Origin of the sequence: Aquimarina algicola (genome assembly GCF_006443095.1) — a bacterium.
GTDB lineage: Bacteria > Bacteroidota > Bacteroidia > Flavobacteriales > Flavobacteriaceae > Aquimarina > Aquimarina algicola.
Genome location: NZ_VFWZ01000008.1, coordinates 244488 through 260571 on the forward strand (window position 1 = coordinate 244488; position 16084 = coordinate 260571).

Here is a 16084-nt window from a genome sequence, read left to right on the forward strand (position 1 = left end):
ATGCAATTTTTATTATTCAATTAGGGTATCTTATGCTTTCAGATTCTTTTTATAAAACAATATGTTTAGCAGGGCTTTGTTCAGCATTTGAGTCTGAAATAAGATTAGTTTGAGGAGAAGGTTGTTTAATAATTATCATAATTATTAATAGATAACTTAATATTGATTTTGTATTCATAAGGAGTAATTTTTATGAGTACAAATCTATCTTCTAATATGATTTGGTTACCCCCTGAAAACAGTGTTATTTACGTTATCACATAAAAAAATATGAAAATAAGTTTCATCTTTTGATCCAAAGATTGGATAAGAATGCCTTATAGATAAGCTTAAAAATGATGTATAGTCTACCTACTCTTTACTTTTTGGAACTCAAAGCAGTTATACATTTTTAGATACTTTTAATCCGGTTAATTAGCCAGTAATGAAGAAAGAATTTGTTTATGGATATACTATTATTTGCCTAATAAAAATTCAATTCGGGACAATAATTGTTCTGTAGAAAACGGTTTTACAATATAGTCGTCACCTCCCTTTGAGTATCCATCCTTTTTGTCGTTAATTTCTCCCTTGGCAGTGATGAATATAATTTTTGTGTCTTGCAAGTCTTCATCACTTCGAACTAGCTTTGAAAACTCAAACCCATCTACAAATGGCATCATTACATCAAGAAGGATGAGGTCGGGTTTAAATGTTTTTGCTATTTCTAATCCTTCTTTACCATTGTATGCTTTTTCTACAGTGTAGCCTTTGGTAGAAAGAATACTCTCTACAGCTAACACTATAGATTTTTCATCATCAACAATCAAGATTTTTTCAGTAGCCATTGTCACTTAATTTTAGAGGTAAAGTTATTAAAAACTTAGTATATCGATCAATTTTACTATCAACATTGAGTACACCGTTGTGATGTTCTACAATTTTTTTTGCAATAGACAGTCCAAGACCGCTACCTTTTGGTTTTATTTTTTGCCTTTTGTTTTGCACTTGTACAAAGGTGTTGAATATCTTTTTGTGGTTTTCTTTTGCAATTCCGATACCGTTATCTTCTATACATATGGTGATAGAGTTTTGATCTTTGATGAGCGAAACTTCTATTTTTTGCAGTTCTTTTTCAGGATCATTGAACTTGATTGCATTAACTAGAATATTTATAAATACACGTTCTAGATGTTTTCTATCTGCATAGACAATGGTATGGTTATCATTTTGTATATTATTAAGTACAGTTATACCCGAGTCTTTTGATATTGGTAACACCGCATTCACAGCATTAGTAATTAATTCATGTATTGGATAATGATCATATTCCCATTTTAATTGCCCTAATTCTAGTTTTTCTTGTAAAAGTGTATCATCAATAAGATCGCTCAATCGCTCACTCTCTTGAATGATAGTTTTTAGAAACACATCTTTTTTGTCCATATATGATTCAGGTTCATTATATAACATTTCAGACAATAATCGAATCGATGTGATAGGTGTTCTTAGTTCGTGAGAGATGGTTAGAATGAATTCGTCTTTGATTTGATCAATTTCTTTTAATTTTTCATTACTTTCCAGTAATGTTTTTTGAATACGCTCAAGCTCATTAGATTTGATAGTAAGTGCTTTACTGTGTGTAATTGCATCTTTTGTCTCTTCTAAGATCTCTATTAATTCTTTTCGGTTCAAAGGCTCTTCATTAAGTAACTTTGAAATTGCAATCCTTGCCGAAATATTCCCGATGTAATCCGACAAGATATTCTCCATATAATCCACAAAATGAATTTCTAAAATATCTTTGCTATTGTATTTTTTTTGATATTCTTTTTCATATTGATCAATATAGATATTGGTTTCTTCTGAACCTATAAATTTGATAATAAGTTCGTATAGTTGATAGAAATATACTTTTTTATAGCGGTTTCTAAAACGATATTCATTGGGGTCCTTGATATCGATATATTTATTTGCCTGTTGTATTTCAATCCCCTTCGGGATGGTAAACAACGAGCCGGTAATGTATAAGAAAACATTGAAAGTAATACTCCAAAAGAACCCATGCGATATGTTATTAAGGTTGTCTAATCCAAATAAAGCATATGGCTTTAGAAGAGCAATATTAAAAAGACCATCAGATATAATCGAAGTGTTTTGTATAAGTCCGCTTTGGATAAAAGCAGGAAAAAGTAAGGTGTAAAACCAAATACAAAATCCTGCAACGATACCTAAAATAGTTCCTGTTCTATTGGCTTTTTTCCAAAAGAGTCCTCCAAAAAATGAAGGAGCCAATTGTACAATTCCAACAAAAGAAATTAGACCTGTCTCTACAAGTGGATAATCTTCTCCTATTACTACAGTATATGCATAGGCCGATAACAATACTATTGGGATACTGATTTTTTTACAAAATGCTATCGTTTGTTGTAGTTTTGTTGTAGAAAAAACCTTGAGATTATCTAGAAGTAATGGAATGAAAATGTGGTCAGAGAGCATTTTTGATATGGCAATAGTTTCTACAATAATCATTCCTGTAGCAGCAGAAAACCCACCTAAAAATACTAATGTCGCCAAAATATTATTACCTCTTTCTATAGGAAAACGCAATACATAACTATCAGCATTAAAACCTGTACCTGCAAAATACAAATTACCGGCAATTGCTATAGGAACTACAAATAGAGTAATAGCAAGTAGATATAAAGGAAAAATCCGGGAAGCTTTTTCTACATGTTCTTCATTTTTGTTTTCGAGTGCAATCAAGTGAAATTGCCTTGGAAGCAACATAAAAACAAAAAACGATAGTATAATCAACGAAAACCAATCCCAATATCCACCTTCTAAACTATCTTGAATATTAACAACAGGACCTAAAATATCTTTTTCGGCAGCTTGCGAAAAAATATCACCAAAACCATTAAAAATAAAATAAGTAACATAAACCCCGACAATAATAAAAGCGATTAATTTAAAAATGGCTTCAAATGCAATTACAGATACCATTCCCTCATTTACCTGTTCAGATCTTGTATTTCTTGTTCCAAAAAGAATAACAAATATTGACATGATGATAGCAATAATAAGGGGTATTTTATTAGAAATTACATTTTGATCAGAGGCATCGATCAAAATATGAAAACTAGTAGAAATGGCCTTTAGTTGAATTGAAATATATGGAATGATAAAAATAAAAATCATGATTGTCATCAAATTACCCAAGAATTTATCTTTTCCATAACGTGTAGCAATAAAATCAGAAATACTACTTATTTTTTCACGTTTACAAACTCGTATTATTTTTTTGAATAACATGATCCAAAGCGGTGATAATACTACAGGACCTATATAAGTAGTAATAAAACTGATTCCTGAAGTTGCCACTTTACCAACATTACCATAAAAAGACCATGCAGTAAAATAGGTAGTTAGCGATAAAGCATAGACAAAATAATTATTTACAATACTTTTTTTTGCAGATTTTTTATCTCCATAATAAGCAACCCAAAAAAGTACGCCAAGATATACAACACATATCAATATTATAAGCCAAAGTGAAATCATTTCTTATTACGATTTATGATCAAACTTATAAGTACAATCAAGATCAAACTAAGGGTGTAGAAATAGACGTATATAAGAGGCATAAAGCCAAATAGTAAAGTGTCATCAATAATCCCTATAAAAGGAAAGTTAAACAGGAAAAAGAAAAATAAGGCAACAACAATAAGCTTAGTTTTTCTGTCGGTTTTCATTATAGATACTATTACGTAACTCAAATATAACCTTTATCAATCAATTATGACAAAGCTTTATATCCAACTACTAGTATTTATGTATATTTGAATATATAAATGTTTGATATTATCGATTATTGTTAATCTATAAAGCTAAAAAGTAATAGAATGAGAGAAGATCTTACAAGTTTTCAGGTTTTGGATAAAAGTGCCGAAATACTAAAGGTAATTGCTCACCCTATACGATTAGCTATCATAGAATTATTGTTTAAAAAAGGAGAATCTTCTGTTACAGATATTTATCAAATATTAGAAGTAGAACAATCTGTTGCTTCTTATCATCTCAAAAATTTGAGGATGGTTAATGTAGTCTTATCAAAAAGAGAAGGGACAAAAATTTATTACTCTATCGAAAATAAAAATGTGATCGAGATCTTTCATCATATCTCAAATTTAGGCAGTAATTAATGCATGATCTTCATATTTAAAATTCGTATTTTATAATTTCTTCATTTTTAATTACAACCAAAAGCACGTTTCTTGACGTCTATATCATATCTATTCTACTAAAAACTGAAGTAATTATTCCTTTGTTTTGAGGCCTAATTAATAAAAATAGAACAATTTTTATTATAAAAAATTATCATTTTGTTAATTTTTAAGGACTCAGTATTAAGCTTTTCTAAAAACTAGTTGTGATTTAATTATTTGATTTTCAGTTTTTTAATGAAAATGGTTTTGATAATTATACAATTTATTAACAAAATCTTTAAATTAAATATGTAAATATTTGCATATAATGATATTTGTGTTTAATTTCGGAACATATTAATCTAGATAAATTTATTAAGCTTCATATAATTAATACAAATAATGGCTTGTCCATTATGTTGATTTGTATAAGCTGTTGTTGAATATACCATTATCAATCTTTTGTATTCTAATGGTAATCATTCATAAACAAATCGGGTATTTAATTCAAAAAAGTATAATACAACCTGATATCGAGCATCAAAACCAGTACTAAGAAATGCTGTCTTTTTTATTCCTAAAAAGATAGTCTATACAAACTCTTACTTCAAATAGTTGTTATTTGAAGGAGTATACTTGAAACTAGTTTTTGAATCATTTAGCATTCATTTTTAAGTTAAAAAAATGAATACAGGTTGCTTACACTCTTTAATTAAATATCTCTATTAAATAGTAATTAAATTATGATAAAATGAATTTAGGGTTACAAGCATTTTTAGCATTTCTGCCTATTTTGTTAGCAGGAATATTATTGGTAGGTTTAAGATGGCCGGCAAAACGGGCAATGCCTTTTGTGTTTGTTGTTACTGTCTTGATTGCATTCTTTGGCTGGGATATGTCATCTACACGTATTATAGCATCTACTCTTCAAGGTTTAGGAACAACAGTATCTATTTTATGGATCATTTTTGGTGCAATTTTACTTTTGAATACATTAAAATATTCTGGAGCACTCAAAGTAATTCGAAGAGGTTTTACAAATATTAGTGAAGACCGTAGGGTACAGGTTATTATTATCGCCTGGTTATTTGGTTGTTTTATAGAAGGAGCTTCCGGTTTTGGAACTCCTGCCGCAATTGTTGCGCCCTTACTTGTTGGTTTAGGATTTCCCGCAATTGCAGCTGTGGTTATAGGTATGATGATTCAATCAACTCCTGTTTCTTTTGGAGCAGTAGGTACACCTATTGTTATAGGAGTAAATGCAGGATTAAAAACAGAAAGTTTATCAGAGCAATTATTGGCTGCTGGGACAAACTGGGATAAATTTTTGCTGCTAATTACTTCAGAAGTAGCAATAATTCATGCTATTGTAGGAACATTTATTCCATTACTCATGTGTGTAATGATGACTCGTTATTTTGGTAAAAATAAATCTTGGAAAGAAGGGTTGTCGATCGCACCATTTGCCATATTTGCAGGGCTTGCATTTACGATTCCTTATGCGGTAACAGGGGTCTTTCTTGGACCAGAGTTTCCATCACTTATAGGGGCTTTAATTGGTTTGGCAATTGTAGTACCTGCTGCCAAAGCTAAATTTTTGTTACCTAAAAATACATGGGACTTTGCAGATTCTAGTGAATGGCCAGCAGAATGGATGGGAAATTTAGAAGTAAAATTAAATACACTTACAGATACTACAAAAAGCATGTCGTTAGCCAAAGCCTGGTTACCTTATTTATTATTGGCCGTAATTCTAGTGCTTAGTAGGATACCTGAGCTAGGGATCAATACCCTTCTAAAAACAGTAACAATATCTTTTAAGGATCTTTTAGGAGAAAAAGGTATAGGTACTTCTTTTGCACCATTATATGTTCCGGGAGGATTGATGGTTATCGTCGTAGCCGTGACTTACTTTTTGCATGGTATGAAGCCAAAAATGATGAAAAGTAGCATCCAGGAATCTACAAAAACCCTTTTGGGTGCAGGCTTTGTATTAATGTTTACAATACCAATGGTACGTATTCTTATAAATTCTGATGTTAATGGATTAGAGTTATCAAGTATGCCGATCGCTATGGCAGAATGGGTATCTACAACAGTTGGTAGCATATACCCTGTATTTTCTGCAACGATAGGAGCCTTAGGAGCATTTATCGCCGGTTCGAATACTGTATCGAATATGATGTTGTCTCAATTTCAATTTTCTGCAGCAATGAATCTAGCCTTACCGGGATCTGTTTTGGTTGCCATGCAAGCGGTAGGGGCAGCAGCAGGAAATATGATCGCCATCCATAATGTAGTAGCAGCTTCTGCAACAGTAGGGCTACTTGGGCGTGAAGGTTCGGTATTACGTAAAACAATTATTCCGACCTTATTTTATGTGATCCTTACAGGGATTTTAGGAATGGTAATGCTTCATTTTATGGGTATTACTGATGAGTTGCATACTTACATACAATCTACAAAATAGAACATAGTGTCCAAAGACCAGTATACATTATATTTTGAACGTATTTCAAAAAGAGTTGATGTAAAACGTATTCATACCAGTAAGGCAAAAACACTTGCCTTTGGTACAGACGCAAGTTTTTACAGATTGATACCAAAAATGGTTATCGATTCAAAATCTATAGAAGAAGCATCTTTTTTGGTTTCAGAGGCTCATAAGCTTGGGCTTCCTGTAACTTTTAGAGCTGCGGGAACCAGTCTCTCGGGACAAGCAATTACAGATTCAATTTTAATCTTGACTGCAAATCATTGGAAAGATCATGAGATCATTGATAATGGAGAAAAAATAAAATTACAGCCAGGTGTTATTGGTGCTAGAGCGAATACATATTTAAAACCATATCAAAGAAAAATTGGTCCGGATCCAGCTTCAATTAATTCGGCAATGATAGGTGGTATAGCAGCAAATAATGCTAGTGGAATGTGCTGCGGGACTGCTCAAAACTCATACAATACCGTAGCAGATATGCGTATAGTATTTTATGATGGAACTATTTTGGATACTTCTTCAACAAAAAGTATTGAAGCATTTAAAAAGAAACATAAAGATATCTATGATAGATTATCGAATCTTATTAAAAACACAAAAAATAACAAAATACTAAGTGATCGTATTCGAGAAAAGTTCAAAATGAAGAATACGACAGGCTATAGCCTAAATGCACTAGTGGACTATGAAGATCCTATAGATGTAATCAAACATCTGATGATTGGCTCAGAAGGGACTTTGGGGATGATAGCAGATATTACATATCATACTGTGACTGATCATCCATACAAGGCAAGTTCTTTGATGATATTTGATGATATAAAAACGGCATGCGAAGCAGTAATACTGCTCAAGAGTGCTCCTGTAACTGCTGTAGAGTTAATGGACAGAGCAAGTTTGAAGTCTGTTGAAGATATGGAAGGGGTTCCTGATTATCTTTCAACATTGAGCAAAGGAGCGTCTGCCATATTGGTAGAAACTCGATCTTCGGATAAAGAAACACTAACTGCCAATGTTGATACTATTATTGATTCAGTACGTGAACTTAAAGCAGAGATCCCAATCACTTTTACCGATGATCCCGATGAATATTCAAAATATTGGAAAATACGAAAAGGATTATTTCCATCAGTAGGTGCTATCCGAAACCTGGGAACAACGGTAGTGATTGAAGATGTTACTTTTCCTATACATCATCTTGCAGAAGCAACACTTGATTTACAAGAGCTTTGTAAGACTTTTGGTTATACTAATGCAGTGATTTTTGGTCATGCACTAGAAGGAAATTTGCATTTTGTTTTTACACAAAGTTTTGATACCGACGAGGCAATAAATCGTTACAAAGGATTTATGGAAGAGTTGGCTGTATTAGTTGTAGATAAATATGATGGAGCACTCAAAGCAGAACATGGTACAGGTCGTAACATGGCTCCTTTTGTTATTAAAGAGTGGGGAGAAACGGCACTACAATTAATGAAGGATATTAAAAATATTTTTGATCCGTTACATATTCTTAATCCCGGTGTAATCCTTAATGATGATAAAGAAGCTCATCTCAAAAATCTAAAACCATTACCTGCTTCGGATCCTATTATTGATAAATGTATTGAATGTGGTTTTTGCGAATCTTCTTGTGTTTCAAATCACCTTACGTTCTCTCCGAGACAACGTATTGTTTTGCATCGAGAGATCGCAAGGTTAGAAAAAGAAGGAAAGAAAAGCGAAGCAAGAGCATTAGAAAAAGAAATAGAATATGGCTTTGATCAAACTTGTGCAACAGATGGTCTGTGCGCTCTTGCTTGTCCCGTAAAAATAGATACAGGCGCCTATGTAAAAAAACTTAGAACAAATAAGAGACAGAATGATAAGCCTGCTCAATTTGTGGCAGAACATATGTCGACTGCAACTTCTGGAAGTAAAATAGGACTTAAACTTGGTCATACGACAGCAAATCTTTTGGGAGATCAAAACATGACAAGTTTAGTAAGAACGGTAACCTCTATCACTGGTTCTCCCATATTATGGAGCCCACAAATGCCAAAAGCATCAAAATTTAAAAAAATACAATTAAAAAATGATATCAATACTACTTTGAAAGTAGTGTATTTCTCTACCTGTATTAACCGCACTTTTGGTGCTGATAAAAATCAGAAAGAAGATCAAACAGTTTATAATAAGATTCATAAATTATTAGATAAAGCGAATTGTGATGTTATTTATCCAAATCAATTAGAAAAACTTTGCTGTGGCATGGCGTATTCTAGTCAAGGATATCAAAAAGCAGCAGATATAGCTACGCTAAAGCTAAAAGAAAGCTTGATGAAAGCGAGTGATAATGGTAAGCACCCTATTCTTTGCGATATGAGCCCCTGTTTATATACAATGAAGCAAAATCTGGAAGAAACAGGACTTAAAATATATGACATTACAGAATTTACGATCAAGTATCTAAAAGATAGATTAACATTTAAGCCGGTAGACAAAGAAGTAGCTATTTTTTCGGTATGTAGTCTCAAAAAAATGGGGTTAGAAGATAGTCTTGTTGAGATAGCAAATTTATGTTCTACAAAAGTATACCATCCCGAAACAAACTGTTGTGGTTTTGCCGGGAACAAAGGGTTTAATACACCGGAACTAAATGCGCATGGCTTAAGAAACTTAAAAGATGCTATTCCCGAAACTGTAAAAGAAGGATATGCAACAAGTCGTACTTGTGAAGTAGGACTCTCTATGCATAGTGGTATTGACTTTCAATCGATTACTAATCTTATCGATGAAGCTACCGAATCAAAATCAATAATCAAATCCCGATAAACATGAAATCTCAATTTCAAATCAAATTACTTTTTATTGCTCTTGTTCTAGTGCATTTGAGCAGTAAAGCACAAGATCAATCATCAGAAAATAAATTTTCTGTAAAATTGAATGGATTTGTCTGGACAGAAACTTTCTTTGATACACGACAAACTGTATCAGCAAGAGATGCTGATGTTGTATTGTATCCAAGAGAAGAATTGCTAGATGATAATGGAAGAGACATTAATGATGCTTCAGATTTTAATATGATTGCCATTCACTCGAGAGCAGCAATACGTATAACAGCTCCAGATTTTTTAAATGCAAAAGTCTCAGGGCTTATAGAGGGTGATTTTGTAGGGTCGACTGATGATAATATCGGCTTGTTTCGATTGCGCCACGCTATGGTAAAATTAAATTGGCAAAAAACAGAACTATTGTCAGGATTCTATTGGCATCCAATGTTTCCATTAGAGGTTTTTCCACAAGTAGTTTCATGGGGTGGGGCAGCTCCATTTCATGTATTGTCACGTAATCCGCAGGTTCGTTTTAGTTATATGCCTGATGCATCTAATCGTTTTTCGATTACTGCGTTGTCACAGTTAGATTTTAAATCTAGCGGTCCTAATGGAGCATCTACAGAATACATTCGTAATGCAGGAATTCCTGAAATGAATGTACAATATATGACAGGGCTAGATAAAAACTTACTTTTTGGAATTACAGCCGGATATAAATGGTTAAAACCTACGCTTAGTTTTACAAATCCAAGCGGAGAAGAGGTTAAAACAGACGAAAAAGTAGGGAGTTTTCATTTTAATGCTTTTGCAAAAGCAAATATAAATGGCAACTATCTTCGCGCAGGTGCTATTTATGGTCAGAATATGTTTAACTTTTTAATGATAGGGGGATATGCCGTTGAAAATATAACCGATAGCCAAATCGAATATACAAATATTGCTACAGGGGCGTATTGGGCAGATTTAACATTGAAACCAATTAAAGAAAAATATGTATTTGGTTTGTATGCAGGTTATAGTGAAAATTATGGTGCAGAAGATGAAATTGGCGGGGATATATATGGTAGAGGTACAAACATAGATTATATGTATAGAATTGCTCCTAGATTGGTATATGGTAAAGGAAGATTTAAAATACGTGGAGAAGTAATCTACAATGCAGCTTCTTATGGAGTTCCAGATTCTTCATTAAATTTTACTGATTCTAGTGAAGTAGCGAATGTAAGATTTCTATTAGCGACAACATTAAGTTTTTGATATCAACTGTTAATCTAAACTGAATAGTACTAATTGTTATTAATCTTTGTGTTAGCATCAAAGACCTTCAACTAATCTGTTGAGGGCTTTTTTGTTTGCTATCTTTATGCGTTTCCCTTCGGTAACAATCCAATCTTCCTTTTTGAAAGCGGTTAAGGTTCTTATACATGCCTCTTTTGCTGTTCCAACAATATTTGCAATATCTTCTCGAGTAAGTGTCATTGTAATAAACCCTTCTCGATCGACTCCAAAATTATTTTCGAGATAAATTAATGTTTCTGCGATACGTTGTTTTACGTTTTTTTGAGCCATATTCACAATGATGTTATCAGCAAATTTGAGCTCGTCTGCAATTTGAAGTAAGATGGCTTTTGTAAACTCTACATTATTACTAATATAGTCTGAAAGGTGATTTTTAGGAATATAACAAACCTCCATATCGCTTAGAGCGATAGCGCTTAAGTTTGTTTTTTGTTGAGTGATTACAGATCGTTGTCCTAGTACCTCGCCTTTTGTTGCGATCTTTACAATTTGGTCTTTGCCATTATCACTCATTTTAGACAGTTTAGAAACTCCGTTACGTACACAAAATACCCCTTTTAGTTTTTCACCCTCTGCAAAAATCGATTCTCCTTTTTTTACTGATCTGGTTACTTTACTATTTGAGATACTCTTTAATTCTTCTTTATTTAAAGCTTTGAGTGAATTTAATTGTCTAATGATACAATTCTCACATTTACTCTCTGAGTGATCTTCCATCCCTATACTGACTAATTTTCTAAATATAACTAACGTATGAACAAACACAAAAAAAATCTTCATGTGAGATCTGTTTTTGCTACCAAAAAAAGATTGTTATGATCATGAATTTGTGATGTTTATTGGGAAATTTTCATCATTGATATTGAATCTGTGAATTAATAATAGAAATTTTCATAATAAATAGTTCAACGTGTAAACTACTAACAAGACCTTGTTTACTGACAAAAATCATCTTTTTAGAATGTGTAATCGACTACTTTTAGTATAACAAATTGTAAAATCTGATTTGATTATAATACATACAGATATTAATAAATAGATTTTTATTTGAGTAAAAACTTTAAAAATAAGATAGATGAAAAAAAGAACACCAATCTCTAGTATAATGACAAAAAATGTCATTACACTTACTTTAAAAGATTCGTTAGAAACAGCAGAAGAGCTTTTCAAAAAAAATAATATAAGGCATATTCCTGTGATCGATGGAGCTAATATAGTAGGGATGTTGAGTTTTACAGACTTGCTACGAATTAGCTTTGCAGATGGTGTATACAGTGATGAACAAGATATTGAAACTGTTGTGTATAATATGTTTACTATTGGACAAGTTATGGCCAAAAATTTAATAAGTGTAAACTCTAATACGACTATAAAAGAAGTGGCAGAAATGCTTTCTGAAAAAGAATTTCATGCATTACCAGTTGTAGATGATGAAAAATTAGTAGGTATTGTTACCACTACAGATCTTATTAATTATCTATTAGAGCAGTACTAACCATTTTATGCATATTGACTTGATTTATAATGATCGAAATAGTGTGTGTCATTATACCAATGATTTAATTAATAAAACTTTATAAACGATATTCTTAACTATGTCATTACCAACGATATCAGCAGAAGATGCAGTGTCAAAAGTAACATCTGGACAGCGTATTTTTTTTCAAGGAGCAGCAATGACTCCCAATTTGTTAATAGATGCTTTGTGTAAAAGACACAAAGAATTAAGTAATATAGAGATCATCCAAGTACATACAGAAGGTGATGCTATATATACGCAAGAACCTTTTTGTAATTCTTTTAAGATCAATAGTTGCTTTGTGGGTGGTAACATTAGAAAAGCGGTCAATGGAGGCAATGGGGATTATATTCCTATTTTTTTAAGTGAGATCCATTTGCTTTTCAGAAGTCAGATTTTACCTCTTGATTTTGCATTCATACAGGTTTCTCCACCCGATGCGCATGGTTTTTGTTCATTAGGAACTTCTGTTGATATAACATTACCAGCAGTAGAGACTGCTAAAAAAGTAATAGCACAAATTAATCCAAATGTTCCCAGAACGCATGGAGATGGTGTTATTCATGTAAGAGATATAGATTGTATGGTGTATGGAGAACGACCATTACGTATATCGGGAGGAACTCCTATATCCAAAATAGAAGAGCGGATAGGTAAAAATGTAGCTGGTCTGATTGATGATGGAGCAACTTTACAAATGGGTATTGGAAATATACCAAATGCAGTACTATCAAACCTTAGAAATCATAAGCGATTAGGGATACATACAGAAATGTTTTCGGATGGGATTTTACCATTGGTAGAACAAGGTGTGATTACAGGTGAAGAGAAAGTCGTAAAAAACGGAAAAATTGTGACTTGTTTTGCTGTAGGGACACAAAAATTATACGATTTTGTCAATGATAACCCTTTGGTTCATTTTAAAGAGGCGGCGTATACTAATGATACTTCTATTATAAGACGTAATCCAAAAGTAACTGCCATAAATAGTGCAATAGAAATAGATTTGACAGGTCAAATTTGTGCGGATACTATAGGAAATCAACAGTATAGCGGAGTAGGGGGACAGATGGATTTTATTAGAGGAGCATCTTTATCTGATATGGGAAAACCTATTTTTGCAATGACTTCTATGACAACAAAAGGGATTTCAAAAATTACTCCTTATCTAAAAAAAGGAGCAGGGATCACTACCACAAGAGCCCACGTGCATTATGTGGTTACAGAATATGGAATAGCGAATCTGTTTGGCAAAAACCTGAAGCAACGTGCAGAGGCACTTATAAAAATATCGCATCCTGATTTTAGGGAAGAATTAGATAAAGCTGCATTTCATCGATTTGGGAGTAATGTTTATGCTTTGCTCTGATTTCTTGGCGTGTTAATGCTATTGATTATCGTCTTTTAATTTTGATTTGATCGCTCTGTAATTTCTAATATTTCAAACGAATAAAACTTCATAAAATATAAATAATAATTAGCAGATATTTATAATACTTCTTGTCCTTAATTTACGTTACGTATTTGAAGACAGAAACCTTGGATGTCTATAAATTTTTCAAGGATAACAACTTTAATATATTACACAATGAAAAAGTTAAGAAAATTAAAAGGAGTAAAAACGATTGGCAAAAGAGATCAAAAAGCCATCAAAGGAGGATTTGACCAATTACCAATATGTGGTCATTTTAACTGCGTTATTCAAATCGATCCAATTACAGGATTTTGCGTTTGCGCTGAAGATTTGCAATAAACGTTTAGGCATTTATTACCCACAACCACAAGAGTTGTGGGTTTTTTTATTTAAATAATTTGTGCATATAAATATTTGATAGTGCTAATACTCCTAATAAAATGAGCAATAGTATAGATATGAATATTGAATCTTTATGTGAAACATGCGCAACCAGAGCTGTAATTAAAAATAATCCAATTCCTGCATAAGCCCATTCTTTTATTCGTAGGCTAATGAATGGTAATACAATCAAGATAGCACCAATCACTTTTAAAACCGCTAATTCTACCCTAAAGAAATCAGGAAAACCTAAAGCTCTAATCCCATCAATTGTATTTTTACTACATATGTAGGTATATGAACTAAAGAGCAAAAACATAGCGATGGTTGATGTAGACAGCCAATATATTATTTTCATGACAAATTATAGAAAACTACTTTTTATTTGAGTAACTAATTTTAAACCATCAGGATCGGCTTGGGTTTTTAGTTTAGAAAATTCTTCTGCCCATTCTGATGTACGTATACGTAAAGGAGGATTGTCGTTTTTTGCTACTTTTAAAATAACTTCTGCTACTTCTAATCCAGTTTGATATACTTGTTCTTTTCCTTCATTGGCTCGTTTTTGGTTACCAGCAAGGTATTTTTCGAATATTGGTAGGTATTCTCCGTGTGCGAGTTGCCCTTTGTCAGTAGTTTTTTCTACTGCTGATTTCATGAATTCTGTTGCGATTCCTCCAGGTTCAACATTTGTGATTTTAATATTGAAAGAATCGCTTATATATGTTGCAAGTCCTTCCATATATCCCTCAACAGCAAATTTTGCTCCACAATATAATTCATTGAACGGTTGTCCTACTAAACCACCAACAGAGGTTACATTAATAATTTGACCAGACCTCTGCTTACGCATATATGGTATTACTGCTTGTGTGCAAAAAACAACACCATGATAGTTAACCTCGGTAACCCATCTGATTTCTTCTTCACTTGACTGTTCTGTAGTCTTAGCAAAACCGGCACCTGCATTATTAATAAGTATGTCTATTTTGCCATCTTTTTTGATAATTGTTTCAACTGCTGATGAGATAGAAGCTACATTAGTTACATCCAGAAACAGCAGTTCAATATCTAGATGTTCTTGTTCGATTCTTTTTTTGAGTAGATCTGCTTTTTTTAAATTACGCATGGTAGCATAGACTTTAAAATTGTTTTGAGCAAATAAAATTGCACTTTCAAATCCTACTCCTGTAGAAGTACCGGTGATTAATACATTCTTGTTCATGATGATTTATATTTTAAATATAGAATGAATATTCATTCCAAAATAAATTAAAAAAATTATTCTTTTATGCCATCCCAAACCATTTGAGATTGACTTTTTATTGATATATCTGATGTTGCTGTTTGACTAAAATACCATCTCAAACATGATAAAACGGCTCCTCCTATAAATGTAAATAACTCATTAATGTCGATGTCTTTTATGATTCGTTCTTCTTTGCCTTTAATCAGGAGTTGTAGCACAGTATCTACAGATTTATACCCTTCATTTCTACTTTGCTCTGTTATAATAGGAGAAGCGTGTAATTGTTCCATGAATTTAAAATACAAAGGGTTAGATGTGAAAAAATTAATTGTAGAAATAAAATAATCTTCAAATTGTGTTTTGATTGGGCGATTAGGCTCAAAAGTAGCATATATCTCTTTTTCCTTTTTTTTGATATTGATATATAGCTCATTAATTAATTTTTCTTTATTAGGAAAATAGTTATAGATAGTTCCCATTCCAGTATTTGCAGCTTTTGCTATTGCAGACATAGGTGTGTTATGAACTCCTTTTTTAGTAATTAAATGAAGTGCAGCAAGTAGTATAGCTTCTTTTTTATTCATAATAGCAAATATATAAAAACTGGAATAATCATTCCAGTTTTTATAATTTTTATATACAAGAGTATACTTTTTTTTATTTCAAAACGTATAGAGTTTGTATTATTTGGTTTAATATCTTTGCCGCGATCTATATATTTA

13 protein-coding genes are annotated in these 16084 nt (G+C 32.2%); 7 read left to right on the forward strand and 6 right to left on the reverse strand.

Annotated elements, in window-relative coordinates:
* Positions 1-455: 455 nt before the first annotated feature.
* Together FHK87_RS21380 and FHK87_RS21385 are read right to left on the reverse strand one after the other, a co-directional pair.
* Complete coding sequence (locus FHK87_RS21380) at positions 456-827, reverse strand: response regulator (RefSeq protein WP_140596514.1); 372 nt, start codon at positions 825-827, stop codon at positions 456-458.
* Positions 817-3543, reverse strand: coding sequence for an ATP-binding protein (locus FHK87_RS21385; RefSeq protein WP_140596517.1), 2727 nt, complete (start codon positions 3541-3543; stop codon positions 817-819). The genes FHK87_RS21380 and FHK87_RS21385 overlap by 11 nt, the downstream gene beginning before the upstream one ends.
* A gap of 341 nt (positions 3544-3884) precedes the next feature.
* Here FHK87_RS21385 and FHK87_RS21390 point away from each other — a divergent pair, with 341 nt between their 5' ends.
* The 4 genes from FHK87_RS21390 (at position 3885) to FHK87_RS21405 (ending at position 10757) form a co-directional block, all read left to right on the forward strand.
* Positions 3885-4184 carry an ArsR/SmtB family transcription factor gene (locus FHK87_RS21390; protein ID WP_140596519.1) on the forward strand — a complete coding sequence of 100 codons (300 nt, stop codon included), beginning with the start codon at positions 3885-3887 and terminating at the stop codon, positions 4182-4184.
* 754 nt (positions 4185-4938) lie between these two features.
* Positions 4939-6657 (forward strand): L-lactate permease, encoded by a 1719-nt coding sequence (locus FHK87_RS21395; protein WP_140596522.1) that lies wholly within the window; start codon positions 4939-4941, stop codon positions 6655-6657.
* Between the two features lie 6 nt (positions 6658-6663).
* Positions 6664-9498 (forward strand): FAD-binding and (Fe-S)-binding domain-containing protein, encoded by a 2835-nt coding sequence (locus FHK87_RS21400; protein WP_226294359.1) that lies wholly within the window; start codon positions 6664-6666, stop codon positions 9496-9498.
* 2 nt (positions 9499-9500) lie between these two features.
* Positions 9501-10757, forward strand: a complete 1257-nt coding sequence (locus FHK87_RS21405) for a hypothetical protein (RefSeq protein WP_140596528.1) — start codon at positions 9501-9503, stop codon at positions 10755-10757.
* 57 nt (positions 10758-10814) lie between these two features.
* On the opposite strand, the gene FHK87_RS21410 is transcribed toward FHK87_RS21405, so the two are convergent.
* The gene (locus FHK87_RS21410) at positions 10815-11516 is read right to left on the reverse strand and encodes a Crp/Fnr family transcriptional regulator (RefSeq protein WP_140596708.1); all 702 of its coding nucleotides are present in this window, start codon (positions 11514-11516) and stop codon (positions 10815-10817) included.
* A 358-nt stretch (positions 11517-11874) separates the two neighbouring features.
* On the opposite strand from FHK87_RS21410, the gene FHK87_RS21415 reads away from it, so the two are divergent.
* From FHK87_RS21415 to FHK87_RS26400, 3 genes are all read left to right on the forward strand, one after another.
* Positions 11875-12294 carry a CBS domain-containing protein gene (locus tag FHK87_RS21415; RefSeq protein ID WP_140596530.1) on the forward strand — a complete coding sequence of 140 codons (420 nt, stop codon included), beginning with the start codon at positions 11875-11877 and terminating at the stop codon, positions 12292-12294.
* Between the two features lie 100 nt (positions 12295-12394).
* On the forward strand, positions 12395-13687 hold the full coding sequence (locus FHK87_RS21420; protein ID WP_140596533.1) for an acetyl-CoA hydrolase/transferase family protein: 1293 nt from the start codon (positions 12395-12397) through the stop codon (positions 13685-13687).
* Positions 13688-13906: 219 nt separating this feature from the next.
* The gene (locus tag FHK87_RS26400) at positions 13907-14071 is read left to right on the forward strand and encodes a hypothetical protein (protein WP_226294360.1); all 165 of its coding nucleotides are present in this window, start codon (positions 13907-13909) and stop codon (positions 14069-14071) included.
* 46 nt (positions 14072-14117) lie between these two features.
* Here the strand turns inward: FHK87_RS26400 and FHK87_RS21425 are convergent, their stop codons facing one another.
* The 3 genes from FHK87_RS21425 to FHK87_RS21435 are packed head-to-tail and all read right to left on the reverse strand — an operon-like array spanning position 14118 to position 15946.
* Positions 14118-14471, reverse strand: a complete 354-nt coding sequence (locus FHK87_RS21425; RefSeq protein WP_140596536.1) for a DoxX family protein — start codon at positions 14469-14471, stop codon at positions 14118-14120.
* A 6-nt stretch (positions 14472-14477) separates the two neighbouring features.
* A complete protein-coding gene (locus FHK87_RS21430; RefSeq protein WP_140596539.1) occupies positions 14478-15338 on the reverse strand; it encodes an SDR family oxidoreductase in 861 nt (286 codons plus the stop codon).
* A gap of 56 nt (positions 15339-15394) precedes the next feature.
* Positions 15395-15946, reverse strand: coding sequence for a TetR/AcrR family transcriptional regulator (locus FHK87_RS21435; protein ID WP_140596541.1), 552 nt, complete (start codon positions 15944-15946; stop codon positions 15395-15397).
* Positions 15947-16084: the final 138 nt, after the last annotated feature.